Origin of the sequence: Kribbella catacumbae DSM 19601 (assembly GCF_000372465.1) — a bacterium.
Classification (GTDB): Bacteria; Actinomycetota; Actinomycetes; order Propionibacteriales; family Kribbellaceae; genus Kribbella; species Kribbella catacumbae.
Map to the genome: position 1 here is coordinate 40686 of NZ_AQUZ01000013.1, position 25038 is coordinate 65723.

At 68.3% G+C, this 25038-nt stretch carries 26 protein-coding genes; 13 read left to right on the plus strand and 13 right to left on the minus strand.

Translation table 11 applies throughout. The annotated features are described in order from the left end of the window. The first annotated feature begins 15 nt into the window (after positions 1–15). On the plus strand, positions 16–1368 hold the full coding sequence (locus A3ES_RS0115615) for a cytochrome P450 (RefSeq protein ID WP_051084725.1): 1353 nt from the start codon (positions 16–18) through the stop codon (positions 1366–1368). Here the strand turns inward: A3ES_RS0115615 and A3ES_RS0115620 are convergent. After that, a complete protein-coding gene (locus A3ES_RS0115620) occupies positions 1349–1852 on the minus strand; it encodes a DUF5709 domain-containing protein (RefSeq protein WP_020387772.1) in 504 nt (167 codons plus the stop codon). The genes A3ES_RS0115615 and A3ES_RS0115620 overlap by 20 nt on opposite strands. A 170-nt stretch (positions 1853–2022) precedes the next feature. Between A3ES_RS0115620 and A3ES_RS0115625 the strand changes: the two genes are divergently transcribed. After that, positions 2023–3177, plus strand: a complete 1155-nt coding sequence (locus A3ES_RS0115625) for an FUSC family protein (RefSeq protein WP_020387773.1) — start codon at positions 2023–2025, stop codon at positions 3175–3177. Positions 3178–3239: 62 nt separating this feature from the next. Then, positions 3240–3380, plus strand: a complete 141-nt coding sequence (locus A3ES_RS54035) for a hypothetical protein (protein WP_157630540.1) — start codon at positions 3240–3242, stop codon at positions 3378–3380. A gap of 211 nt (positions 3381–3591) precedes the next feature. On the opposite strand, the gene A3ES_RS0115635 is transcribed toward A3ES_RS54035, so the two are convergent. Both A3ES_RS0115635 and A3ES_RS0115640 read right to left on the minus strand, forming a co-directional pair. Then, complete coding sequence (locus A3ES_RS0115635; RefSeq protein WP_020387775.1) at positions 3592–4038, minus strand: OsmC family protein; 447 nt, start codon at positions 4036–4038, stop codon at positions 3592–3594. A gap of 4 nt (positions 4039–4042) precedes the next feature. Continuing rightward, on the minus strand, positions 4043–5224 hold the full coding sequence (locus A3ES_RS0115640; protein WP_020387776.1) for a phosphatidylinositol-specific phospholipase C1-like protein: 1182 nt from the start codon (positions 5222–5224) through the stop codon (positions 4043–4045). A gap of 145 nt (positions 5225–5369) precedes the next feature. On the opposite strand from A3ES_RS0115640, the gene A3ES_RS0115645 reads away from it, so the two are divergent. Then, a complete protein-coding gene (locus A3ES_RS0115645) occupies positions 5370–6044 on the plus strand; it encodes a TetR/AcrR family transcriptional regulator (protein WP_020387777.1) in 675 nt (224 codons plus the stop codon). Between the two features lie 116 nt (positions 6045–6160). Here A3ES_RS0115645 and A3ES_RS0115650 read toward each other — a convergent pair whose 3' ends face one another. Further along, complete coding sequence (locus A3ES_RS0115650) at positions 6161–6553, minus strand: DUF3592 domain-containing protein (protein ID WP_063745965.1); 393 nt, start codon at positions 6551–6553, stop codon at positions 6161–6163. Between the two features lie 132 nt (positions 6554–6685). Continuing rightward, positions 6686–8593, minus strand: coding sequence for a DUF5107 domain-containing protein (locus A3ES_RS0115655; protein ID WP_020387779.1), 1908 nt, complete (start codon positions 8591–8593; stop codon positions 6686–6688). Positions 8594–8704: 111 nt separating this feature from the next. Here A3ES_RS0115655 and A3ES_RS0115660 point away from each other — a divergent pair, with 111 nt between their 5' ends. Further along, the gene (locus A3ES_RS0115660) at positions 8705–10360 is read left to right on the plus strand and encodes an FAD-binding dehydrogenase (RefSeq protein ID WP_020387780.1); all 1656 of its coding nucleotides are present in this window, start codon (positions 8705–8707) and stop codon (positions 10358–10360) included. A 99-nt stretch (positions 10361–10459) separates the two neighbouring features. Continuing rightward, a complete protein-coding gene (locus A3ES_RS47310) occupies positions 10460–11707 on the plus strand; it encodes an alpha/beta hydrolase family protein (RefSeq protein ID WP_020387781.1) in 1248 nt (415 codons plus the stop codon). Positions 11708–11746: 39 nt separating this feature from the next. On the opposite strand, the gene A3ES_RS0115670 is transcribed toward A3ES_RS47310, so the two are convergent. The 3 genes from A3ES_RS0115670 to A3ES_RS55045 all read right to left on the minus strand — a co-directional run bounded on the left by A3ES_RS0115670 (position 11747) and on the right by A3ES_RS55045 (position 13856). Then, positions 11747–12682, minus strand: a complete 936-nt coding sequence (locus tag A3ES_RS0115670; protein ID WP_020387782.1) for a serine protein kinase RIO — start codon at positions 12680–12682, stop codon at positions 11747–11749. A 154-nt stretch (positions 12683–12836) separates the two neighbouring features. After that, entirely contained in the window at positions 12837–13577 is a 741-nt protein-coding gene (locus A3ES_RS0115675) for an NIPSNAP family protein (RefSeq protein WP_040454779.1), read from the minus strand. Positions 13578–13712: 135 nt separating this feature from the next. After that, positions 13713–13856 carry a GPGG-motif small membrane protein gene (locus A3ES_RS55045; protein WP_020387784.1) on the minus strand — a complete coding sequence of 48 codons (144 nt, stop codon included), beginning with the start codon at positions 13854–13856 and terminating at the stop codon, positions 13713–13715. 222 nt (positions 13857–14078) lie between these two features. Here A3ES_RS55045 and A3ES_RS0115685 point away from each other — a divergent pair, with 222 nt between their 5' ends. Continuing rightward, positions 14079–14867 (plus strand): sigma-70 family RNA polymerase sigma factor, encoded by a 789-nt coding sequence (locus tag A3ES_RS0115685; protein WP_157630541.1) that lies wholly within the window; start codon positions 14079–14081, stop codon positions 14865–14867. On the opposite strand, the gene A3ES_RS0115690 is transcribed toward A3ES_RS0115685, so the two are convergent. Together A3ES_RS0115690 and A3ES_RS0115695 are read right to left on the minus strand one after the other, a co-directional pair. Further along, positions 14864–15187, minus strand: a complete 324-nt coding sequence (locus A3ES_RS0115690; RefSeq protein ID WP_020387786.1) for a hypothetical protein — start codon at positions 15185–15187, stop codon at positions 14864–14866. The two genes, A3ES_RS0115685 and A3ES_RS0115690, sit on opposite strands and share 4 nt — an antisense overlap. 50 nt (positions 15188–15237) lie before the next feature. Further along, on the minus strand, positions 15238–17337 hold the full coding sequence (locus A3ES_RS0115695; RefSeq protein WP_169501775.1) for an alpha/beta hydrolase-fold protein: 2100 nt from the start codon (positions 17335–17337) through the stop codon (positions 15238–15240). 119 nt (positions 17338–17456) lie between these two features. On the opposite strand from A3ES_RS0115695, the gene A3ES_RS47315 reads away from it, so the two are divergent. The 3 genes from A3ES_RS47315 to ku all read left to right on the plus strand — a co-directional run bounded on the left by A3ES_RS47315 (position 17457) and on the right by ku (position 19293). Next, positions 17457–17630: a CsbD family protein gene (locus tag A3ES_RS47315; RefSeq protein ID WP_020387788.1), complete on the plus strand. Its 174-nt coding sequence runs from the start codon at positions 17457–17459 to the stop codon at positions 17628–17630. 64 nt (positions 17631–17694) lie between these two features. Further along, positions 17695–18591 (plus strand): hypothetical protein, encoded by an 897-nt coding sequence (locus A3ES_RS0115705; protein ID WP_020387789.1) that lies wholly within the window; start codon positions 17695–17697, stop codon positions 18589–18591. A gap of 30 nt (positions 18592–18621) precedes the next feature. After that, positions 18622–19293, plus strand: coding sequence for a non-homologous end joining protein Ku (ku, locus tag A3ES_RS0115710; protein ID WP_020387790.1), 672 nt, complete (start codon positions 18622–18624; stop codon positions 19291–19293). Here the strand turns inward: ku and A3ES_RS55495 are convergent. After that, a complete protein-coding gene (locus A3ES_RS55495; RefSeq protein WP_202806518.1) occupies positions 19290–19490 on the minus strand; it encodes a hypothetical protein in 201 nt (66 codons plus the stop codon). The genes ku and A3ES_RS55495 overlap by 4 nt on opposite strands. 290 nt (positions 19491–19780) lie before the next feature. Then, complete coding sequence (locus A3ES_RS0115725) at positions 19781–20443, minus strand: hypothetical protein (RefSeq protein ID WP_020387793.1); 663 nt, start codon at positions 20441–20443, stop codon at positions 19781–19783. Between the two features lie 93 nt (positions 20444–20536). Here A3ES_RS0115725 and A3ES_RS47320 point away from each other — a divergent pair, with 93 nt between their 5' ends. Beyond that, positions 20537–21010 carry a GNAT family N-acetyltransferase gene (locus A3ES_RS47320; protein ID WP_020387794.1) on the plus strand — a complete coding sequence of 158 codons (474 nt, stop codon included), beginning with the start codon at positions 20537–20539 and terminating at the stop codon, positions 21008–21010. Here A3ES_RS47320 and A3ES_RS0115735 read toward each other — a convergent pair. Continuing rightward, entirely contained in the window at positions 20959–22377 is a 1419-nt protein-coding gene (locus A3ES_RS0115735) for an MFS transporter (protein ID WP_051084726.1), read from the minus strand. The two genes, A3ES_RS47320 and A3ES_RS0115735, sit on opposite strands and share 52 nt — an antisense overlap. 61 nt (positions 22378–22438) lie before the next feature. On the opposite strand from A3ES_RS0115735, the gene A3ES_RS0115740 reads away from it, so the two are divergent. Beyond that, on the plus strand, positions 22439–22915 hold the full coding sequence (locus A3ES_RS0115740; protein WP_020387796.1) for a MarR family winged helix-turn-helix transcriptional regulator: 477 nt from the start codon (positions 22439–22441) through the stop codon (positions 22913–22915). Positions 22916–22918: 3 nt separating this feature from the next. Continuing rightward, positions 22919–25033: a thiamine pyrophosphate-dependent enzyme gene (locus A3ES_RS0115745; protein ID WP_020387797.1), complete on the plus strand. Its 2115-nt coding sequence runs from the start codon at positions 22919–22921 to the stop codon at positions 25031–25033. Positions 25034–25038 lie beyond the last annotated feature (5 nt).

Consider the following 25038-nt stretch of genomic DNA (forward strand, 5'->3'; position numbering starts at 1 on the left):
GACCTGGGAGGTGCAATGACCCCGCCTACGCCCTTGCTCGGAGCGCGCACGCTCGATCGCGAGACGGCGCGAACGCTGCCGCCGGGACCGCGACTGCCCACGCTGGCGCAGACGGTCCTGTTCGCCGGTCATCGCACGACGTTCTTCCCGCGGATGCGGGCGCGGTACGGCGATGTCTTCACGATCCGGCTGGTGCCGACCAGCCGGGTCGTCGTGGTGCTCAGCCGGCCGGACCACATCCGCGAGGTGTTCGGTACGCCGCCGTCGATCGTGCACGCGGGCGAGGGCAACACCGCGCTCAAGCCGATCATGGGGCAGCACTCCCTGCTGCTGGTCGACGACGACGATCACGTCCGGATGCGCCGGCAGCTGATGCCTGCGTTCAACGGCCATGCGCTGCGCGGGTACGCCGAGATGATCGCCCGGCTGGCGCGCGCCGACGTCGAGGGCTGGCCGGTCGGCATGCCCTTCCGGCTGCACGAGCGGATGCGCGATCTCACCCTCGAAGTGATCCTCCAGGTGGTGTTCGGGGTGACCGACTCCGACCGGCTGGAACAGTTGCGCCCGCTGGTCGACAAGGTGGTCTCGGTCCGGCCGATCATCATGCTCGGCGGCTTCTACCCTCGCCTGCTGAAGCTGCCACCGTGGCGCACCTATCTGCGCGTCCAGCAGCAGGTCGACGAGATCCTGTACGACGAGATCGCGCGCCGCCGGACCGACCCGGAGCTTGCCGAGCGCAACGACGTACTGTCGAAACTGCTTGCCGCGGGCACCTGGACGGATGTCGAGCTGCGCGACCAACTGGTGACGCTCTTGCTGGCCGGGCACGAGACGACAGCGACCTCACTCGCCTGGGCGTTCCACGAACTGGCTCGCAAGCCCGACCAGCTGAAGGCCGGACAGCAGGCCGCGGACGACGGCGACGACACCTATCTCGACGCGATCGGGAAGGAGTCGCTGCGGCTGCACCCGGTCGTCTACCAGGTCGGCCGGCGACTCACCGAGACGACGGAGCTGGCCGGCTACCGACTCCCCCGCGGGACGACACTGATGGCCGCGATGGGCCTGGTGCACGGCGACGAGCAAAACTTCCCGGAGGTGCACGAGTTCCGCCCGGAGCGCTTCCTCGGCGACAACCCGCCGGCGCCGGGCACCTGGATCCCCTTCGGCGGCGGCACCCGCCGGTGCATCGGAGCCGGCTTCTCGTTGCTAGAGGCCACCGAAATCCTCCGCGCGGCCCTCACCCGGTACGACGTACGCGCAACAACCCCCAAACCCGAACCAGCCAAACCCCGCAACGTCACCCTGGTCCCAGCCAACGGCTGCACGCTCATCGCTACCCGTCGGGTCAGTCCTCCAGGTCGGTGACGTCGCCGAGGTCCACGTTGCGGACGTTGGCGATGCCTGCCTCGTCATCGCCGTCGAGTTCGAAGGGCTCGTCGTCGTTGACCACGTGGACCGCAGCTTCCTCGGCGCTGGCTGCCGCGCCGTCGAAGCCGACGTCTTCGGCGACCAGGTCCTTCTCCTCGTCGTCGTGGGCGCCCTCGTCCGGCGCGACCAGCCGGCCGGAGCGGACCTGGCCGACCTCCGGACCGCCGACGTTCTCGCCTTCCTCGGCGTACGGGTCGACGTCGGGCTCCTCCTGCGCGATCCGCTGGTCCAGCGTCTCGCCCTCCAGCGCCTCGTCGGCGGTGGTGCCGAAGCCTTCACCCGCGGACCACTTCTCCGGTGGCGAATAGCCCTCGTCGAGCAGGTCATCCACACCCCGGTCGTTCAGGGTGTCTCCCGGCTGCAGCTGGTCCTCGTCGTCGACGCTGTAGCTGCCGTAGTCCTCACGGTTGTTGTCGGTCATGGAACCACCCTGACCTTCCTGGCCGTGCTAATCAAGGCAGAGCGCGCGCCCCACCTGGTGTTCATTCGCCCCCTTTTCACCCTCCGGCGAGCCCAAGGCGGACAGACAACCGGTGGCGAGGGTGAAAAGGGGGCGAATGAACACGGGGTGGGTGCAGCATGATGGGCGTCATGGATCCGGTCAGGCTCACGCTGGAACAGCTACGCGAGCTGCGGGACGACGTCGCACCCCGGGCCGCACGACGCTCCAGAGCCTCCGTGCGGCGCCGGATCGACCGCTGGCGCAACCGGGCGTTCTTCATTGCCCAGTGCGCGCTGGCCGCCGCCACCGCCTGGGCCCTGGCCCGGTACGCCGTCGGTCACCAGCAGCCGTTCTTCGCCCCGGTCGCCGCGATGGTCTGTCTCGGCTTCAGCTTCGGTCAGCGGCTACGGCGAGTCGCCGAGGTGATGGTCGGCGTGGCCGTCGGGGTCGGGGTCGGCGACCTGTTCGTGAAGTTCTTCGGTACCGGCGTGGTCCAGATCGTCTTCGTCGTGGCACTCGCGATGAGCATCGCCGTCCTGCTCGGCGCCGGGAACCTGATGACCACCCAGGCCGGCGTCCAGGCCGCGATCGTGACCACGCTGCTGCCCCACGCCGGCGCCGGCTTCAGCCGCTGGGTGGACGCCGCTCTGGGCGGTGTGGTCGCACTGGCCGCGGCGACCATCGCGCCCGCCGCCGCCATTCGTCGCCCACGGCAACAAGCCACGGACGTCCTCAACGAGCTCGCCGCCATCCTGATCGATACCGCCGACGGCCTCCGCGCCCACGACGCCGAGGGCCTCACGGACGCGCTGCGCCGGGCCCGCGCCAGCGAGTCCCTGCTCGACGACCTGCGCAGCGCGGCCGACGAGGGCGTCGCCGTCGTCCAGCTGTCACCGTTCCGCCGCCGGCATAGGGGCCGGGTGCAACAAATCGCCGACCTGGTCATCCCGCTGGATCGGGCAATCCGCAACGTCCGGGTGCTCGTCCGCCGGGCAGCGGTTTCGGTCTGGCGCGACGAGCGGATGCCCGACGAGTACCCATTGCTGCTGGATCGCCTGGCCGACGGCACCCGCCTGATCGCCGAATCCCTGTTCGAACCCGCCGCCGACGTCGCCGCCCACCGCGTCCTGGGCGAACTCGGCCGCCGGACCGCCGAGCTGCCCACCCCACCCGGGCTGTCCGCCGTCGTGGTCCTCGGCCAGATCCGATCGACCATCGTCGACCTGCTCGAACTGACCGGTACGACGTACGACGAAGCCCGCGAACTCGTCCCGCTCCGCCCCGACGGCCTGGATGAGAAGTAGGTCACAACAAAAAGTTTGCGGAAATCTCCGTCATATCGCCGGGGTGCGTGCGTCTCACTGGCATGACGATCCACCGACTGATGACAGTCATCGCCAGCGAGCAGGTTCACCTGCGCCCCGATGACTCGAGCGACATGACGGCCCCCGCGGCCGCCTCAGTGGTCCCCACCGACGACCGGAGCGACGCCGCCGCCGAGCAGTAAGGCGCGAACCGGACGGACGGGCAGGCGGCGCACCCGGACGGTCTTCCCCACCGAGGTAGACCGCACGGAAGTCGCATGACGCACGAGGCGCCCCTATGCGAGGCGCCGCCTGCTCCGTCAGTGCTCCGCCACAGCGGAGCACCGAAGAACCACCCGCCGACTGTCCTGACGCCGATTGCGCGAGGCTCAGGCCAGCCGGCCGGGTGGTTCTTTACTTTTCTACGACGACTTCGGTCGTCACCGAGTTGGCGATGAAGCACTCCTGGTGCGACCGGTGGTGCAGCCGCTCCAGTGCCTCCTCGTCCGGAGTCTCACCGGCGAAGGTGATCACCGGATGCAGCGTCACCTTCGTGATCGCCAGCCGCCCGGCCTCGTTCTTGGCCATCACACCGACCGCGTGGTCGACGTACGAGTCGACGACCAGCCGCTTCTTCGCCGCGAGCGCGAGGAAGGTGAGCAGGTGGCACGACGACAGCGCGGCCACGAACGCCTCTTCGGGATCAACGGTCCCGGAGTCTGTGCCCAGGTACGCCGGATTGGCGGACCCGGCCACGGTCACGCCGCCGTCGAAGCGCCATTCGTGGTCCCGGCTGTACTTCTCGTAGGTGAACTCGTACTCACCACGGCTCCAGCTGACATCCACGACGTGCTCCGACATCGACTCACCTTTCCGAGACGTTCCCGCGGCACCAGGACGGCGCCACCACAGGGTTGCATCGTACGGCGGTGTCGCCCGGGAGCTTGGCGACGAAGTCACTGTCGTACCGCGCTGCCATCCCGGCCACCGGGAAGTCCGTGGTGACCCACTGAGCGCCGCTCCCGAGGGCGATCCCGACTCGGCTGGTCTCGTTCGTCAGCACCGTCGACATCGGCTCATCAGACCGGGTGCGGACCATGTACCCCTTCTTGACCAGCCGCTGGATCTCGGCCTGGTTCGCGCCCCGCGGGTCGTTCACCATCGTCACTGCGGCGTCCGGCTGACCTTCCGGGCCCCGAGTGAACACGGCCCGGCCCTCGAGGTTCGGCTTACCCCCGCGGTAGAGGTCGCGGATCTCGCCAGGACCGCCGTTGTCGAAGAAGAACATCACCTTGCCCTGGGCCTGGCCAAGCGTCGGCCAGCCCTTGGTCAGCACGGACTGCTCCAGCGTCAGGCCGCCCCGCCGGACGTCGTCGGGCGACAGCAACTGACCCTCGGAGAAGACCGACCGGATCTCGGCGTCGATGCTGTTCAGGTTGCCCAGGTCCCACGGCGGCGCCTTCACGCCCCCGGCCGCGACCAGCCGCGGGTCGGACTGCTTCAGCTCCAGCTGGATCGTGATCGGGGCGTGCTCCGGGTGGGCGTCGGACCAGCCCTTCACCTGCGTCAGGCACTTCACGAACGTCGAGCAGGTGGTGTCGTAGTCGAAGTCGGCCCAGTGCAGCACCTTGATCCCGGGCTTGGCCAGGTCCGGATCGGTCAGCGGGCCCTTACCGGCCATCTTCCGGATCAGCGGATAGGTGTAGAGCCCGCCCTGCGGGTCCGGGAACAGGTCGAGCTCGACCATCCGGATGTTCTGGTCCTCCAGCTGGGCCGGGATCGAAGCGTGCGAGTAGAAGAGCCCGACCGCGCCGGGGTCCTGCGCGAGCTGGATCTTCTTCTCGTCGTCGGGCGCCTCGCGGTGGTAGGCGTTGTGCGCCCCGATCTGCTGAAGCTGGTTGATCCGTACTCCGTGCCCTCCCCTGGCCCCGCCGTCGGCGCCGGTGACCGAGTTGTTCTGGTCCGGAGTCACCGCGGACCCGGCCAGGCCGGCGGCCGCGACGCTCAACGACGCGAGTCCCGCGATCCACTTGCTGCTGATCTGCATGCTGATGTTCCCCTCGACAGGCTTGGCGGCAGTCCTTCCGCGATTCTCGTCAGCGGAAGGTCACCTGAAGCCTGCATCGAACTGTCATACAAGTGAACGGCTCGGGGTTGGCAACGTTGTCCCTGTCCGGGGGCACAATGACCCCATGGTCACCACTTCTGCCGGCGAGGAGCCGGGCACGGAGGCCGGTACGGCGTACCCGTTGCGCCGGACGCCGACCCAGGACCGGGCCAACCGCCAGGTCGAGCGCATCCTCGACGCGGCCTGCGCCGAGGTGGTCGAGCGCGGCTACGACGCCGCCTCCACCAGCAGCATCGCCCGCCGGGCCGAGATCGCGGTCGGCAGCGTCTATCGGTACTTCCCGGACAAGCGAACCCTGGTCCAGGCGATCGAGCGGCGCAACCAGCATCGCTACACCGAGGCGGTCCGCGAGCGGCTGGCGATGGTGGCGAACTGGCGCGAGGCTGTCGATGTCACCCTGGACACCTTCCGCGAGATGCACAGCACCGATCCGGGGTTCCGCGCGGTGGTGCTCAGCGGTCTGGGTGATCCGGACCTGGAGACGGCCCCGGGTGAGTTCGACGACCAGCACGCGGGCGAGTTCGCCGAACTGCTCGCGCTGCGGTTCGGAGCCCAGGACAGCCGCGAGTTCCGGATGACCGTGACGCTGGCGATCGCGATGGGCGAGGCGCTGGCTCACCTGGCCGACCGGCTGCCGGCCGACGACGCGGAGTACGTGCTGGGGCAGGGCCGGCCGGCGCTGCACCGGCTGCTCGAACCGCATCTGCCGGGCAGCCCGCCCGAGCACCAGCTGCCCTGAAACCACCAGTTGCCCGAGCCACCCCCGGCTCGAGCAACCTTGTCAAAATCAGAAGACCCCCGCCACCGTGGCGAGGGACGAGGTGCGCACCGGCGTACCGGCCGAAGTTGAGCGATCTAGGGCTGCGGCACCGGTGACCGCGGGCCGAGCTGCGGCCAGTGGCTCACCCGTCCCGCGATCCGGGCCCGGCGGGGCGCCCGGATGTCGTAGCTGACGATCACCCGGTCGTTCTTGCTGTAGCTGCTCGCCGAGGTCAGCGGGATCATCCGCTGGACCTGGAACGGGCCCTCGCCGTGGCGCGTGTAGTACTCGACGGTGATCTCCAGGCATTCGGCCGTGGCGCCGCTTTCCAGCTGCCCACTGACCGGTCCACGCACCCGGGTCACTCGTCCGGCTGTCTTCTCGATCCCATCGCTGCGGCGCCGGACGCCCGCGACGATGTCTGCCACGATGCATGCCGTGACCAGCAGCACCAGGCTTAAACCACCGAATACAACGATAGTCAACATGGCACTCACCCCCGACGCGCCGCCCGCTTGCGGCGCGGTCGTCGTTGTCGAAACTGCCTTGTGCGGGCCTTCCCGCACAACGGTGAGACGACGCCTGAGGCCAGTCGGTTCCCAGGTTCTGACAAATGTGTTTCAGCTGTCGCCGAACATGCCGAACTGGTACCGCGCGGGCACCGGCCGTGACGTGCCCAGTTCGCGCTGCGCCCACTGCCAGTACTCCGCCAGCGGGTTCGTGCCCTCCTGTACTCCGGCCAGCTCGATCCCTTCATCCAGGAGCGCCTCCGCGCCGGCGGCATCACCGGTCTGCAGCAACTGCCGGACCCTGGCCAGCCGGATCCTCGGATGCGCACGAACCTCCTCCGAGGCCAGTCGATAGATCTCGTCCGCGAGCTGGCCGTCCTCGTCCTCAACGGCCGCGCTCAGCGCCTCTGCGAACAGCGGCACGAAGTCGCCTGGCACCAACGCGACCGCCCGCCCGTAGTCGCGTGGACTCTTCGTACAGAGTGCGAGGTTGCGCAACGCCCAGGCGGTCTCCTGGTGCAGCCGCGACTCCTGCCACGCGACGACCGCGCCCTCCTCGTCGCCGGCGTACCAACGGGCGACACCCCGGTGGTACCAGACCAGCCAGTTGTCGTCCTCGACCGCTTCGAGCAGGTCCTTCCAACCCACCAACGTGCCGTCAGGCGGGACGCTGATCGACGCCGGAGCGGCTAGCCGTCCGTCGAGTACCGGCAACCAGGCCCGTTCGCGCTCGGTCATGGTCTCCTCGGCGAACGGCGTGCCGGCGGAGACCTTCCAGCCCGTACGCCGCAACTCCAGCGCTCCCCAGCCGGACCCGGTCGCCAAGTGCTCGGCCGGCTGGGCATCGATGACGGTCAGCCACTCCTGCTCGCGCTCGGCCAGCGACGCCAGTACGGGTTCCAGTACTGCGCCCGTCCCGGCGCGAGCCGTCGTCCAATCCTCCGCATGCGCCGTCGCCGGATCGACACTCACCCGCCCATAGGCTTCGAGCCAGTGCCAATTGGTTGCTGCAGGCAACTTGAGGTGCTCCAGCTGGGTCCTGGCCAGCCCGGCCTGGATCTCGGCGTACCCGTGTCCCTGCAGCCCCGGCGCGAGCCACTCCTGCCAACGCCGGCCGCCGCGCGCCTCGCCCCAGACGAACAGCTTCCGCCCACGCAGCCGATCCGTCGACGCCTGCGCCAACCCGTTGCCCTCGGCATCGAGTGCCGCGATCCACGGCCGCTCTTCTGGCGGCAGCTCGAAGAAGAAGTCGATCGCCCGGCGATGCCGCATCGGATAGGTCAGATCGATCCCGTCGTACTCCGGTACGCCGACCAGGTCGAGCCGGTTGCCGTACTCGAACCGCCAAGCCTGATCCGCCGGGACGAGAACCCGCGTCTGCGGCGACTGCTCGACGGCGATGTTCGACCACCAGTACGCCGGAACCGTCTCCCTGGACGGGTTCTGGATCCGCGCCCCGACGTACAGCTGATCGGAGTCCTCGGGGAGCCAGAAGTCCAGCTGGGTGACCAGGTTGCGGGTGCGCTCCCATTCCCACAGCCGCAGCATCGGCGTACCGTCCGGGCCGTCGACGCGGGCCGCGTGCATCGGCGAGCAGGTGCCGGTCCAGTGGCCGGTGCTGCCGAGATTCCACTCGACGCCGCCGGCGAACCAGGCGTTGCGCAGGCCAAGGTTCGCCGGCTGGAAGACCGGGTTGCGATAGAGCAGTTCATCGCCGCTGGCCTTGTGCACGAGCGAGTAGAGGCGGCCGCCGAGGCTCGGCAGGATCGTCGCGCGGAGGTGCGCGTTCTCCAGGACCAGCGAAGGCAGCGCGCGCTCGACGAGTTCGCGGTCAAAGCCGTCCTGGTCGAGCGTGGGTAAGGTGCTGGACAGTACGCCGTAGCCGATGTCCTCCTGCATCTGCGGCGTCAGTTCGGCCACGTTCTCGACGCGATGCAGGTCCTGCTGACCACCCAGCGACGGAAGCGGGTTCTCCTCGCCGAGTGCGGCGGCGGGCAGCGTGAGATCTTGCGCAATCATGGTCGTCACATGCTGAACTCTTGCAGTTCTACGCAGCACTGTCCATTGGTCCATCGTCCGGGCCGCCCAGTCGGCTATACATGGACGACCGATGCGAGGGGATGGGCACCGATGGACGCAGATGTGATCGTCGTGGGAGCCGGGCTGGCTGGACTCGCCGCCACCGCCGAACTGGCCGACGCCGGCAAGAAGGTGTTGCTGCTCGACCAGGAACCGGAGGCCTCCCTCGGCGGGCAGGCGTTCTGGTCGTTCGGCGGCCTCTTCTTCGTGAACTCACCCGAGCAGCGCCACCTGGGGATCAAGGATTCCCGCGACCTCGCTCTGCAGGACTGGCTCGGCTCGGCCGGCTTCGACCGGCTGGACGACGAGGACACGTGGGCCCGGCAGTGGGCCGAGGCGTACGTCGACTTCGCGGCCGGCGAGAAGCGCCCGTGGCTGCACGCCCAGGGCGTCCGGTTCTTCCCGATCGTCGGCTGGGCCGAGCGCGGCGGCTACAACGCCGACGGCCACGGCAACTCGGTACCGCGCTTCCACATCACCTGGGGAACCGGGCCGGGCCTGGTCGCGCCGTTCGAGCGTCGGGTCCGGGAGGCCGTCGCCAAGGGGCTGGTGGAGTTCCGGTTCCGGCACCGAGTGGACGAGCTGACCGTGACCGGTGGCGTGGTCGACGGCGTCTCCGGGAAGGTGCTCGAGCCGAGCGACGTGGCCCGCGGCGTCTCCAGCTCGCGGGTCGAGGTCGGTGACTTCGAGCTGAGCGCGCAGGCGGTGATCGTCACCTCCGGCGGGATCGGCGGCAATCACGATCTGGTCCGCTCGAGCTGGCCGGCCCGGCTGGGCAAGCCGCCGACGGAGATGATCTCCGGCGTACCGGCGCACGTCGACGGGCGGATGCTCGGCATCACCGAGACGGCCGGCGGCCGGTACGTGAACCGCGACCGGATGTGGCACTACGTCGAAGGCATCCGCAACTGGGATCCGATCTGGCCGATGCACGGGATCCGGATCCTGCCCGGCCCGTCGTCGCTCTGGTTCGATGCCATCGGCAACAGGCTGCCCGCGCCGCTGTTCCCAGGCTTCGACACGCTCGGCACGCTCGACCACATCATGAAGACCGGCTACGACTACAGCTGGTTCGTGCTGACCAAGAAGATCATCGAGAAGGAGTTCGCGCTCTCCGGGCAGGAACAGAACCCGGACCTGACCGGCAAGGACATCAAGGCCATTCTCGGCCGGGCCTTCGGCGGGCCGACCAAGCCGATCCAGGCGTTCATGGACAAGGGCGCCGACTTCGTCGTCCGGGACAACCTGCCCGATCTGGTCCGCGGCATGAACGAGGTGGCCGGCTCGGACCTGATCGACCTCGCCGGCCTCGAACGGCAGATCCGCGCCCGGGACCGGGAGATGGACAACAAGTTCACCAAGGACCTGCAGGTGACCGCACTGCGTGGCGCGCGCAGCTATCTGGGCGACAAGCTGATCCGGGTCGCGACCCCGCACAAGATCCTCGACCCCAAGGCCGGCCCGCTCATCGCCGTCAAGCTCAACATCCTGACCCGCAAGTCCCTCGGCGGCCTGCAGACCGACCTGGACTCCCGCGTACTGCGAGCTGACGGCACCCCGCTCCCAGGTGTCTACGCGGCCGGCGAGGTCGCCGGCTTCGGCGGCGGCGGCATCCACGGCTACCGCTCTCTCGAAGGCACCTTCGTCGGTGGCTGCCTCTTCACCGGCCGTACTGCGGGTCGCGCAGCCGCCAAGGCGGTGTCCTGACACACCATTGGCCGGCGGTCGCTTGTGTGGTGTGAGCCTCTGTCTGCGGGTCAGGACGCCTTCTAGCGTGTCGTCCTGACCCGATCCAGGAGGACCGCCATGCGCCGGTGCATCGCCTTGTCAGTTGCCGTTCTGCTCCTCGTTTGCGGCTTCGCAGTACCGGCTGAGGCGCAGGGATGCCCGCGATTGCGGGTGCCCGGCGCGGAGTACCAGGTGGTGGCCTGTCTGGCCGACCTGACCACGGCGGGGACGGTCGCGTCGGGGCATACGAATCCGGCGGACTATGCGGGGCTGACCTCTGCCGGTCTACCTCAGCAAGCGGGAGTGCCCGGCATACAGATTGACGGGTACTTCCCGGACTCGTCGCGGACGAACACGAATCACGGGTGGAACCACGACGCGCAGTACGTGATCCGGCTGCCGGAGAAGTGGAACGGCGGGCTGGTCGTGGCGGGTTCGCCGGGAGTGCGGGCGCAGTACGCGAACGACAAGGCGATCTCGGACTGGGTGCTGGCACACGGCTATGCGTTCGCGGCGACCGACAAGGGCAACACCGGCGTGAACTTCTTCGCCGACGGCGTGCGGCCTGGCGACGCGATCGTGGAGTGGAACCAGCGGACCACCCAGCTGACCCGTGCGGCGCGAGCGGTCGTTGCCCAACGCTACGGACGGCCTCCGCGGGAGGTGATCGCCGCGGGCGTCTCGAACGGCGGCTACCTGGTTCGCTGGCAACTTGAGAATCACCCAGAGCTCTACACGCGCGGCGTCGATCTCGAAGGCACCCTCTGGGCCGCCGACGGACCCAACCTGCTCACCTTCTTGCCCCCGGCAATCAAGGGCTACGAGCAACAGTCGCCCACGGCAATTGTTGCCGCCGGCTTCGACCCGCGATCGGACTTCCTCTGGGACTACCACTACACGGTCTACTGGAAGTTGACCCAGCGGATCTACACGGCCGAGCTCGACCCGACGTACACCGGCAAGGAAGCCGACTACGACTACGCGTCCCGCCCCGCCGCGCAGCACGCCGTACGACGGATCGCACTGACCGGCCGGATCGGGCGGCCACTCGTCACTCTGCACGGCACGCTCGACAGCCTGTTGCCGATCACCCAGGACTCGGACGTCTACGCCGCAATGGTCAGCCGAGCCGGCCGAGCGCGGCTGCACACGTACCAGCGGGTCGAAGCAGGCAACCACGTCGACGGCCTCGTCGACGCCTACCCCGACCGGCTGACACCCCTCGTCCCCCTTCTACAGAAGGCGATCTCGGGCCACCGCCCACTACCTGTTCATTCGCCCCCTTTTCACCCTCCACGCAGGCAGCCCGGCGCTGTCGCAAGCTGACGAGGGTGAAAAGGGGGCGAATGAACAGGTAGTAGTGGGCTAGAACACCATGGTCAGGAGGTCGGCGAAGAGTTCTTGTTCGTCGACCTCCAGGCCGCGGCTGGTGAACCAGGCGCACATGTTGTGGCAGTCGCGGAGCAGGAAGTCCATCCCCTTCGGGTTGCCGACGATGTCGACCACCTGCGGGAGATCGATCATCACGATCCGGTCGCCCTGCGCCAGCACGTTGTACGGCGACAGGTCTCCGTGGGCCAACCCCGCCCTGGCCAACTCGCGCATCCCGTCCCGCAGTTGCTCGAAGTACGAGCCGAGCAACTCCGGTTTGGGCCGGACCTGCGCCAACCGCGGCGCCGCGCCGCCGTCACCGTCGTCGATGAACTCCATCAGCAGCTCGGTGCCGTCGACCTGAACCGGGTATGGCACAGGGACACCGGCTTTCCAGAGCCGGCAGAGTGCGTCCCACTCCGCATAGGCCCATTGACCGGCCGCGACGCTCCTGCCGTGCGAGGTTTTCTTCGCCATCGCGCGACTGTCACGGCTGTTGCGAGTACGCCGGCCTTCGACGTACGACGTACTGCGGTGGAACGAGCGGTGCTCCTCGGAGCGATACCGCTTGGCGGCCAGGAGCGACCGCCGGGCCGGGTTGTCGCCGATCTGCTGCACTGCTCGTTCGAGCAGGAAGACATCGGCTTCCTTGCCGGTTTTGAGGATGCCGAGCTCGGTATCGATCGCGGCCTGTTCCGTCACTACCCAATCGGGCCGTGGCTGTGTCACTGAATGGGGACCGCGAGAGCCGCGCTCGACATCCAGCCAGGTTGACCAGCGTTGGTCCGGATCCAGTTCTTCTTCCACTTCGCTGAAGTGAAAGACGAAGGCATCGGCAACGTCTGGTTGGGACTCGTCGCTGGTCAGTGCCGCCCAGCGATCGTCGAGGTCAGTGGATTGGTGGTCCGTACGAAAGACGTCGGAAGACATCAGATGTGCTCCTGGAAGAAGAGGTGAAGCTGACGCGGACATGCCGCAGCACAGTGATCGACATCCGTCAGCCCTCCTTAGGTCCAGGCAGCACTCGTAGCTGCACAATCTGCTTCAGCATGCAGGCCGCTTCCCGGCACCGCAACTGATTTAACTAGCGGAACTGGGAACGCGCCGTCGGGCGCAGCCTGAGCTGCTGGGGCGGCGCGATCGAGCGGCAGATGATCTCGGGCAGGATCCTGGTCTGCCAGGCGCGCGAGGCGTCCAGCTGACGGCGATGTTCGGCGTACGCCGAATCGCTCGGGAAAGTCGCGAACCAGGCGAGCACTGTCTCGTCCCGGAGCGGGAGCGGCGGGAAGTTGTTCTCGGCCGCGAGCGTCTCGAAGGTCGCCACGAGATGGGCGCCCGTCCCGGCCAGGGCCGGCGCGATCTGCTCGGCGAAGTACGCCGGGAAGCTGTCGTCGACCGAGCCCCGGTGATAAACCGCTCCGGCGATCACCGATGGCGGGATCTCGGTGGCTCCGACCGGCGGCCGGCTCGCGTCGAGGTCCGGATACCCGTCGCCCAGCTCGATGGGCTTCAGCAGCAGGGCGTTGTCGGAGTCCTTCATCGTCACGTTGGCCTCGGGGCCGCGTGCCTTCCAGACCGGGCCGTAGTAGAAGCCGTTCAGCGCCGCGGCGCGAGCCGGCAGATCGTTGAAGCCGCGCAGCCAGACGAACCGGTCCGGGTCGTCCAGATCGCGGAACTGGCCCACGATGTGCATGCCGTGCTCCTCCTGGCCCTCGACCAACGCCTCGTCGAAGACCTGGATCAGCGCGTCCCGCTGCCCTGGATGCAAGGTGTACTGCCGCAGATCCACCACGGCACAGCACCCCGCCCGCTGTCCTACACCCATCACACACGTCCCTTTCGCCCGGCGGCTGACCCGCGACCCAGTCAACAGGCAAAAGCTGACATCAAGTGTCAGCTTTCAGAAGTGCCGCAGGCCCCGGCGCGTGCCGGGGCCTGCTAGCTGGAGGTGGCAGGGCGGTTACGTGAAGATGCTCACCCCACCCGGGCCGACCAGCAAGCCGACGACGATCAGGGCCGCGCCCATCAACAACTGGCCGCGGACGAGCGACACGATCCCGGCGATGACGAGGATCGCCGCGAGGATCCAGAGAACGAAGAGCATGGCCATTCCTTTCCCTACAAGCCGGAACTGCCTTGTGTCCGGCGGGCTGATACCCCGTACTGCCTCATCCGGTGCCCGCCGCCGGGGGCCGCAAACGGGTCCGGCTTCAACGAGCTGTAACGCGGCAAGGGTTGCGCGGGAATGGAGCGTTTGATCTTCTAGAGGTCAGTGGTTCAGCCTTGACGCCACTTGCCGCAGGCCGACACGACGAGGTTTCTCACCGTGACCATCGCACCTGTCCGCAGTACCGACTCCCCGCAGCTGATCGCCGACTCCACCCACGAACTGCTCACCGAGGCCGATGGCGTGGCCGACCCGCGGCGCCAGCAGCTGCTCGACCAGGTGATCATCCTGAACGCACCGGTCGCCCGCTCGATCGCGTCCCGCTATCGCCGCAAAGGCGTCGACACCGATGATCTCGAGCAGGTCGCCTACCTCGGCCTGGTCAAGGCCGCCAACGGATACCGCATCGACGCGTCGACGGCGTTCCTCGCGTACGCCGTACCGACGATCCGGGGTGAGCTGAAACGCTACTTCCGCGATTGCGCGTGGACGGTCCGGCCGCCGCGCCGGATCCAGGAGATGCAGGGCTCGATCGCAGCGGCCGAGCCCGTCCTGACCCAGCAGCTCGGCCATCTCCCCAGTGACGAGGAGACGGCCGACGCGTTGGGCACCGACCCCGGCGAGGTCGCCGAGGCGTCATCCGTCCGGGGCTGCTTCAACACGCTCTCGCTCGATGCCCCGGCCGCGGCCGACAACGGCGCGCGACTGGTGGACACGGTCGCCGACGCCGAGGACGGCTACGAACTGGTCGAGAACGTGCACACGCTGGCGCCGGCCGTCTCCGACCTCGGCGACCGCGACCGCAAGATCCTGGCGCTGCGATTCTGCGGCGGTCTCACTCAGGAGGAGATCGGCAACGAACTCGGCGTCAGCCAGATGCAGGTCTCCCGCCTGCTCCGAGGAATCCTCGAACGCCTGCGGGAAGACCTGACCAAGCCAAGGGACTAGCGGCCGACGGCCTTCTCCAGTTGGGCTTTGGTCATCTTCGAGCGGCCCTTGATGTTCTTTTCCCTGGCCTCGTTGTAGAGCTGGTCCCTGGTCCGGCCCTGCGCACCGCTGTGCGACCGCAGGCCACCGCGCCGGGCCGACGAGATGTCGTGGGTGGAGCTCCGGCTATTCTGCTTCGCCTCGCCGGACCGCGCGCGTTCCTTGTTGACGGTGCGCGCCGCGATCTCCTCGGCGGTGTCCTCACTGCGACCGCTCTTCTTCAGACCGGCCTTGATGTGCTGGTACTGCCGTTCACGTTTCTTGCTGGATCCCGCGGGCATACTGAACTCCTTTCGGCCCTGGGCCGGTACCCTGCGAATCCAGCCGGAAACTACCCGTCGATCTTCAGGCGGAAGACGTCTCCGTTGCCGAGGGCATGCTGATCCGCGGTGTCGCCGGCCGTCAGGCCCGAGACGTACGTCGTGCCGCGCTGCGCCGCGACGTACAGGTTGGCCTCCGCGAACGCGTCCGCGCCGTCGTCCTCGGTGGTGCCGAACTGCCGCAGCCAGCTGCGCGTCTGGTCCGCGCCGTACCTGACCAGGACCGCGTCGAACTTGCCGACGCTGGCCTGGAGTTGCCCGTCGGTGAAGCCCGCGACGGAGAAGCCCTCGGCGTCCCGGGCGATCGCCGCGCCCTTGTCGTTGCCCGGCGTACCGAGCTGGTCCTTCCACACCACCGCACCGGTCGCGTCGACGCGGGCGACGATGAGGTCTTGATCGCCGACCAGATCAGTCGCGAAGTTGCCTGCGGTGTAGCCGGTGAGGAGCACTCCGCCAGATCCGTCGGCCGTCATCGCCCAGAACTCGTCGGCCTGCTCGGCGCCGGCCTGCTTCAGCCAGCTGCGCTTGCCATCGCTGTCGAAGCGGGCGACAAAACCATCAACGCCACCGGCCGGCTCGCCGAGAGCACCCGCGGTCATGCCGGCGAGGTAGATCCCGTCCCCACTCACCGCCAGCGCCATGCCCTTCTCCTCACCAGCGCTGCCGAACTGCCGAAGCCAGACCTGTTTGCCTTCCTGATCCAGCTTGGCGAGGAAAACGTCCTTGTCACCAGCATTCGTCCCGGCCAGAGCACCCTTGGTGTAGCCGCCGACATAGACCGACCCATCCGCGCCAGTCGCCAGCGCATAGCCCCGATCCGCCGCACTGGTCGCCAAGTGGGTGAACCACCTTTGATCCCCCTGTCCGTCGTACTGGACCACGAACGCATCATCCGAACCACTACCCGTCGAGTAGCCGACGATCGTCGGGCGCCCCTGCGCATCCAGCGAGACGCCGTACGCACGCTCGGTTCCCGGCGTACCGAATTCCCGGGTCCAGAGCCTGACGCCATCCGGCCCGTACTTCGTCAACGCGACGTCCTTGCCCCCGGCGTACGGCTGCCCCTCGACCGCACCCTCGGCGGCGATGGCCTCATAGGTGTTGCCCGCGTCGTCGACGGCGATGCCTCCGGCGCGGTCCTCGCCCGGCGTACCGGAAAGGGTGGCCTTCATCGGAGTCGCGGGTGGCCTGCCGATGAACTGGAAGACGTACTTCGCGCCCTCGGCGAACGTCGGTCCCCACACATCCCAGTCATGTCCGCCGTCGACGACGCGCAACTCACTCGCCAGCCCTGGCACCCTGACCGCCTGGTTGAAGACCACATGCGCCTCGAAGTCGAGGTCGTGCTGGTAGTCCTCGGGTTTGGGGTTCTTGTACTCATCGTCGCCCACGGCAACGAACAGATGTGACGGCATCCCCTTGGCAGCAAAGGTTTTGAAGGCTGCCGGGTAGTTCAGCCTTCGGTAGACCGCCTCGCTGAAGACCCTCCTACCCTTGCCAAAGGCACCGAACTCCCGCGCGCTGGAGTCCTTCGGCGGCTGCGGCGAATAGACCGCCGGACTGAGGACGACCGCCGCCCCGAAGATCTCCGGGTAGGTCATCGAGTAGCGCAGCGCACCCGCGCCACCCATCGAGTAGCCGGCGATCGCCCGACCAGTCCGATCGGCCATGGTCCGGTACTTCGAATCGATGTGGGGAACCAACTCGCGGATCATCGCCGTCTCGACCGGCCGCCCCGGATCCTTGCCCCGGTACGCCGAATCGACGTAGTAGCTCGCGCGACTGCTCCAGGGCGCATCGGGCATGATCGCGACCGTCGGCGGGATCTCACCGGCTGCGATCATCGCGTCGAGTCGTCCCTTCACCTGCGTCCACGCGGACATCGAGTCGCCGCGACCGTGCAGCAGGTAGAGCGCCGGGTAGCGAGCCGTAGAAGCGTCGTACCCGGCCGGCAGGTAGACGTTGTAGGCGAGATCCTCGCCGAGCGTGTTCGACCGGAAGCTCGCGGCTGTGATCGTCCCCGGCTCTGGAGCCTTAGACGGGGTCGCCGGCCCGGCTGACGGCAGCAGGAAGTTGACCAGGAGGGCGGCGGCTAGCGCCGGGACAGTCATCCGCATAAAGTGCTTTGTAATCGCTTACGTAAACGATTACAAGAGGTCGACGGTTGAGAGCGGTTCTGCGGGGCACCGGAGGCGGGTCCAGATCCACCCGCACAGAGGAGGCGAACCCCATGGGTATCGGCGACAAGGCCAAGAACGCCGTCGACGCGGCCAAGGGCAAGCTCAAGGAGAAGACCGGCGACGCGACGGACAACGAGGACCTGCAGGCGGAAGGCCAGGCCGAGAAGTCCGTGGCCGACCTCAAGCAGGCCGGCGAGAAGGCGAAGGACGCGTTCAAGGACTGATTCCGGGCCGGCACCGACCCGGCGAAGGACTGATTCCGGGCCGGTGGTCCGGTAGCGTCGGGCTGTGGACTTCGAGGAGGCGGCTGACGCGTTGTACGCGGCGCCGTCGGCCGACTTCATCACCCGGCGCAACGAACTGGCCAAGGAGCTGAAGGCAGCCGGCGACCAACTCGGCTCGACGCGACTGAAAGCGCTGCGCAAGCCGACGGTCGCCGCCTGGCTGACGAACCTGGTGGCGCGCGAGCTACCCGACGACATCGACGACCTGCTGGCACTCGGCGACGAGTTCCGCACGGCGACGGCCGATCTCGACGGCGAACGCCTCCGCGAGCTGACGCCGAAGCGGCACAAGCTGCTCGACCAGCTCACCAAGTCGGCAGCCAAGCTGGCCGACCGCGAAGGCCAGAAGGTCAGCGCGGACGTAGGCCAGAAGCTCCGCGAGACCCTCGACGCCGCGCTGGTCGACCCGGCCGCCGGTGTAGCGGTCCAGGAGGCGCGGCTGAGCAGCGCTCTGCGGCATGTCGGCTTCGGCGTCGTCGACGAGAGCGGCGAACCGTCCACCGTGACACCGCTGACCGACGAGCGCCGGCAACGGGCACAGGAACGGCGCCGGGCCAAGGGCACCGCGGCCGTCGCCGAACCATCCCCGGAGCCGGAGCCGGACGGCGAGACAGCCGCGGCGAAGGCGAAACGCGAGAAGGCCGAGCGCGAACAAGAAGAACGTGAGGCAGCCGAGAAGGCTGCTGCCAAGAAGGAATTCGAGGCTGCGGTCAAAGCGGCGGAGGCGGCCGAGGCGACCGTCGCCGATCTCGACACCCAGCTCACCGACGCCCGGGACGCCCTCATCGAGGCCCAGGAGACGGTGCACCGGATCGGCGAGGAGCTCGACGAGGCCCGAAAGGCCGCGCGGGAAGCCCAGAAGGAGAGCCGGGAAGCCCGCAAGCGGTTCAACCGCCTCTGACTCACCCCACCTGGCGAAAGGACACCGGCGATGGCGCGGGCGATCTGGAACGGCTACATCAGTTTCGGGCTGGTCTCGGTCCCGGTCGGGCTCTACAGCGCGCCCCAGGAGCACGAACTCGACTTCCACCAGTTCCAGCGCGGTACGCCGGACCGGATCCGCTACAAGCGCGTCAACGAGCGCACCGGTCGCGAGGTCGCCTACGACAAGATCGTCAAGGGCCACGACGTCGGCGGCGGCGAGTACGTGATCGTCGAGCAGGAGGAACTCGCCGACATCGCACCAGGCCGGTCCCGCTCGCTGGAGATCTCCCGGTTCGTCGACCTGGACGAGATCGACCCGATCCACTTCCAGAAGACCTACTACCTGGCGCCGGCCGATCGGGAGAACGCATCGTCGTACGGGCTGCTCCGGGACGCGCTCGCGAAGACCAACCGGGCCGGGATCGCGTCGTTCGTGATGCGCAGCAAGGAGTACCTCGCCGCGATCCGGGCCGATGGCAACGTTCTCGCCCTGGAGACCTTGTTCTTCGCCGACGAGATCCGCGATCCGGCCGACGAGCTAGGTGACCTGCCGGCCAAGAAGAGCAGCGGCAAGCAGCTCTCGATGGCGGTGGATCTGGTCGAGGCGATGAGCGGCAACTGGCGGCCGGGCGACTACAAGGACAGCTACACCGAGCGGGTGAAGAAGAAGGCCGCCTAGCCCAGCGCTTCGAGGAGGGTCGCGCGCAGGCGGCTGGCCGGACTACGCGGTCCCGCATCGGAGCGGATCGCCAGATAGCCGGTGTTGAGCGGCGGCAACTCCGGCTCGGCCAGCAACCGCAGCCCCGCCCGCCGCGAGATCCTCCCCGCACAGATACAGCGGCAACACACTCGCACCCGCCCCAGCCAGCACGGCACTCAACACACCCCGCAGATCCGGTACTACGACCGCAACGCTCCTCGTCAGCCGTACTCCGAAGACGCTTCGCCAGTACCGGCGGATGATCGGCGCCTCCTCCCCGAACGCCACCAACGGCCGCCTCGTCACCGGCCAAAACCCGGCCTCGGCCCGCAGCACGGCCGTCGCGGTCGCAGCGGTTCTCAAGGGCTAGCGGACCGCCACCACTACCGAACCCGCCCTGGCACCTCGACACGCCGAGGGGAAACGATTGCTGGCGAGGTTCGGTAGTGGTGGCCGTCCGGGGGCCCTAGGCCAAGAGGTAGGTGCTGGGGTCCGGGGGTGCGCCGGCGTCGAGCCAGCGGCGGAAGCCGTCGGGGTTGCGGCGCTCGAACTCGTCCAGGCAGATCCGGCGCACCTCGGCGACCGCCTGGCGATCCCGCAACCCGGCCCCTTGCGCCAACGTCGTGGTCGTCTCGCCCCAGACTCCGCAGAGTTCCTCGATCGAGAGCGGGCACTGGAGCGAGGCGATCAGCTTCTCGTCCTCCTCGTCCTGCTCGACCTGACTCAAACGCATCAGTCCGCCGTACTCCGGTTCGCGCCTGCGGCTCCGGCGCGGCCGCCGCTCGCGACGGCTGTCCGGCAGGGCCAGGTCGACCAGGACGAAGACGACCGCCGCGACCAACGCGGTCAACACCCCGAGCGCTCCCCAACTGAGCAGCCGGACAATTCCCGGCACGCAAAGCACCCCACCCGCGACACAGACCGCGACCAGCAACGGCGACCGGTACGGCGGCTCGTCGGCGAGGTGCTTGATCACCACGGCCAACGGCCAGACCAGCACGAACACCACGACGAGCAGGATCGACGCGGCCAGCGGCCCGAGCATGATGACCCCGGCCAGCAGCCCCGCCGTGGCGATCCCCACGCCGGCGGAGACCGCCGTACGCCGGAGCCAGGGGGAAACGTGCATGTCGCCGTACTCACTTCATCGCCGATGAAACAACCTGATATCTCAACGAACTGCCACCACTATCGGTTCCGGCCGGCATGGAAGGATGGCGCCGTGACGAGCACCGCACTCCGGCCCCGCACGGCGGCCGACCTTGACGACTGCGTCCGGCTACTCGCGGAGGTTCACAAGTCAGGCGGCTACCCGGTGAACTGGCCGGCCGACCCGGCCGCCTGGTTGACACCGGAGAACGCCCTGGGCAGCTGGGTCCTCACCCTCGACGGCGAGATCGCAGGCCACCTGATCGTCACCGCGGAAGGGCCGGATGAGGCCCTGGTCGAGCGGTTGTTCGTGGATCCGCGGCGGACTCGTGCGGGGCTCGGCCGACGACTGCTCGAACACGCCGTCGCCTTCGCCGAGAAACAAGGGCGGCAACTGGCGCTCGAGGTCGTGGACAACCACGGCGCGGCGATCAGCTTCTACCGCAACGCCGGCTGGCGCGAGTCCGGCCGTACGCCGATCGACTGGGGCGGCGATCAGGCGTCGGCACTGATCCGCTTCGAGGCGCCGTCGTCCGTCTCGTCCTGAGCGCCGGAACGCTTCGAGTAGTCCGTCTCGTCCTGAGCGCCGATCCGCGTCGAGTCGCCCGTCTCCTGAGCGGTGAGCTGGTCCGGGGCACCTTCGTCCTGAGCGATGTCCAGTGGGTTGGCGAGTTCGTCGGTGAGCATCCGGCCGAACCAGATCACCACGAAGCAGACCAGGACCGGGCCGACGCCTGCGACGATGAAGACCGCCGTCACCCCGAACAGGCTGCCCGCCGGCCCGGCCAACGCCATCGAGACCGGCATCAGCAGGAGCGAGACGAAGAAGTCCAGGCTCGCGATCCGGCCGCGCAGGTGGTCGGGCACCCGGCGCTGCAGGAGCGTCCCCCAGATCACCATCGCCGCGGACCCGGTCGCCCCAACGATCGCGGCGCCGACGGCCATCATCCACAGGTCCCTCGCGAAGCCCAGCACCATGATCGGCGCCGACCCGACGCCCCACATCAGGGTCATGATCGTCAGGTACCGCCGCGGCAGGCTCCGCGACGAGATCAGCAACGCGCCGATCGCACCACCGACCCCGAAGGCCGCGAGCACCAACCCGAAGTCGCCAGGCCCGCCACCCAGGTGATCCCGTACTGCGAACGGCAGTAGCACCTCGAGCGGCCCGAGAATCAGCAGAACGTAGGCGGTCCCGAACAGCAGCGACGCCAGCAACCACCGCGTGGCCCGGACATATCCCCAACCCTCACGCACATCCGCAACCATCGCCCGGACCCCAGTCGGCCCCTCGCTGTCGACTGCGGCACTGCCCTCCGGGCGAACCCGCATCGCCATCACACAGGCCGCGGAGAAGAAGTAGGTCAACGCCGCCACCAGAATCGCCACCCCCGGCGACAGTGCTGCGATCGCCAGCCCACCGAGCGCCGGACCGGTCGCCTGCTGAGCCAGCGGGCGCAGCGTCCCTTCCAAACCGTTCGCTGCCAGCAACTCGTCCGCGGGCAGCAGTTTCGGCACCAACGCCGTGTACGCCGGAATGAGGAACGCCTCGCCGGCCCCGATCAACACGGCGCCGACCGCAAGCTGCCAGATCTCCAGGTATCCGGTCAGCGCCAGCCCCGCGACCACCAGGAGGACAGCACCTCGCACCGTGTCCGCCGCGATGATCACTGACCGTTGCGGGAGCCGGTCGGCCGCGATGCCGCCGAACAACACACAGACGACCAGACCGATGCTGTACGCCGTCGTGACCACCGACAACTGCACGGGACCGCCGCCGAGCTCGATGACCTGCCAGGCCAGCGCCACCAGCCACAACCCACTGCCGAGCAGGGCGACGGCCAACCCGGTCCACAGCAGCCGGTAGTCGCGATGCCGCAACGGCCGCACTGCTTTCCAGCGAACTTTGTTCATTCCGCAACCCTACACAAAGCAACAGTTCACGTGTCAACTGTTTTCTAGTAGACTGAGCCGCATGCCAACGACGAAGCTGAGCGAGGATCACCTGGACGCCTGGCGGGCGCTCTACCGGGCGGACACGCTGTTGTACGCCCACCTCGACAACACCCTGCGCGCCAAAGCGGACATGCAGTACTTCGAGCATGAGGCGCTCCGAGCCTTGGATCTGGCCGGTGGACGGCTCCGGATGGCACCGCTGGCGAAGGAGCTGATGATGTCCCGCAGTGGCGTCACCAGGCTGGTCGCCAAGCTGGAGGACAAGGACGGCTGGGTGGTCCGCACCTCCGCCCCCGACGACCGCCGGGCGACCTGGGCGGAGCTGACACCGGCCGGCCGTGAGCAGCTCGAACGCGCCCGACCCGTGGTCGACGCTGTGGTTTCGACGTTCTTCGCGGATCATGTTGCGAGTGAGGATCTTCGACGCGCGGCCCGGATCCTGGAAAAGCTGGCCGACGCCAACCCAGACGACGAAGGCTTCGACTGCGGACTCTGAGCTGTGACCGCGGTCGACGAACTGTTCGCCGAGCGCGTCCGGGCACTCAAACCAGTCGCCTGTGAACACCGTGCCGACGTCCTGCTCAGCCTGTACGACGCCCAGCTCGGCAGCCGCCACGCAGACCTGGCTGCCAGGTGGCTCCAGTCGCAGGGACACGGCTACTACACGATCGGTTCCGCCGGGCACGAGGGCAACGCGGCAGTCGCCGCGGCGCTGCAGCCGACGGACCCGGCACTGCTGCACTACCGGTCCGGCGCCTTCTACCTGGCTCGCGCGGCGCAGCACCAGGACAAGGACGGGCTGCGGGACATCCTGCTCGGAGTGGCGGCCGCGACCGCCGAACCGATCTCGGGCGGGCGGCACAAGGTGTTCGGCCGGCACGACCTGGCGATCATCCCGCAGACCTCCACGATCGCCTCGCACCTGCCGCGGGCGATGGGCGTCGCCTTCTCGATCGCCCGCGCCGCCAAGCTCGGCGTACCGTCGCCGTGGCCGGCCGACGCGGTCGTGGTGACCAGTTTCGGTGACGCCTCGGCGAACCACTCGACGGCCACCGGGGCGATCAACGCGGCGTTGCACGCGTCGTACCAGGGCATCCCGATGCCGTTGCTGCTGGTCTGCGAGGACAACGGGATCGGGATCAGCGTGCGCACGCCGGACGGCTGGATCAAGCAGGCCTACGGGCAACGTCCGGGCCTGCGGTACTTCGATGCCGATGGCACCGATCTCGCTGCGACGTTGACGATGGCAACAGAAGCGGCGACCTTCGTACGGCGAAATCGGCGGCCCGCGTTCCTGCGGTTGCGGACGGTCCGGCTGATGGGCCACGCCGGGTCGGACGTCGAAGCGGCGTACCGGAGTCCGGCGGATCTGCTGGCCGACGAGGAGCGGGATCCGCTGCTCGGTACCGCGCGATTGCTGCTGGCCAACGGGTTCCAGGCTGACGACGTGATCGAGCTCTACGAAAACAAGCGGGCCGAAGTACTGGCGATCGCACGTGAGGTGGCCGGGCTGCCGCAGCTCTCGTCGACGGCAGCAGTGGTCGCACCGCTGGCCTTCCCGGACCGGGCGATCGTCGAGAAGTCGTTGCCTGGTCGCCGCATCGACGCCGGGACGACCGAGCCGCTGACGCTCGGCCAGTCGATCAATCGTGCGCTCGCGGACGTGCTCGCGTCGTACCCGGAGGCGCTTGCCTTCGGCGAGGACATCGGGCGCAAGGGCGGTGTGTACGGCGTGACTCGCGGGTTGCAGAAGTCCTTCGGGGCGGCGCGGGTCTTCGACACGCTGCTCGATGAGCAGTCGATCCTCGGGCTGGCGCTGGGCGCGGGCGTTTCGGGACTGCTGCCGTTGCCGGAGATCCAGTATCTCGCTTATCTGCACAACGCCGAGGACCAATTGCGGGGCGAGGCGGCGTCGCTGAAGTTCTTCTCGCAGGGGCAGTACCGCAATCCGATGGTGCTGCGGATCGCGGGGTACGGCTATCAGAAAGGGTTCGGTGGGCACTTCCACAACGACGACGCGATCGGCGTACTGCGGGACATCCCGGGGATCGTGATCGCGTCACCGTCACGGCCGGACGACGCCGCGGCGATGTTGCACACGTGCGCGGCGGCCGCTCGCGCGGACGGCACGGTGTCGGTGTTCCTGGAGCCGATCGCGTTGTACCACCGACGCGACCTGCACGCGGACGGCGACGAGCAGTGGCTGGCGCCGTACCCGACAACGCATGTGCCGATCGGGAGTGGGCGGGTCTATGGCGAAGGTCGAGAGCTCACCATCGTCACCTTTGGCAACGGCGTGCCGATGAGCCTTCGCGTCGCTGCCCGGCTGCCCGGCGTACGGGTCCTCGACCTGCGCTGGCTTTCACCGCTGCCGCTGGACGATCTGTTGCGCGACGCAACAACCACCGGCCGCGTGCTGATCGCCGACGAGACCCGCCGCTCCGGCGGAGTCTCCGAAGGCGTCATGGCCGCCCTCCTAGACGCCGGCTACCCAGGCACCTTGGCCCGAGTAACCAGCGAAGACTCCTTCGTCCCTCTGGGCAACGCCGCCCACCAGGTCCTCCTCAGCGAAGCCACCATCGAAACAGCAGCCCGCAAACTCCTGCAGAGCTAGAACAG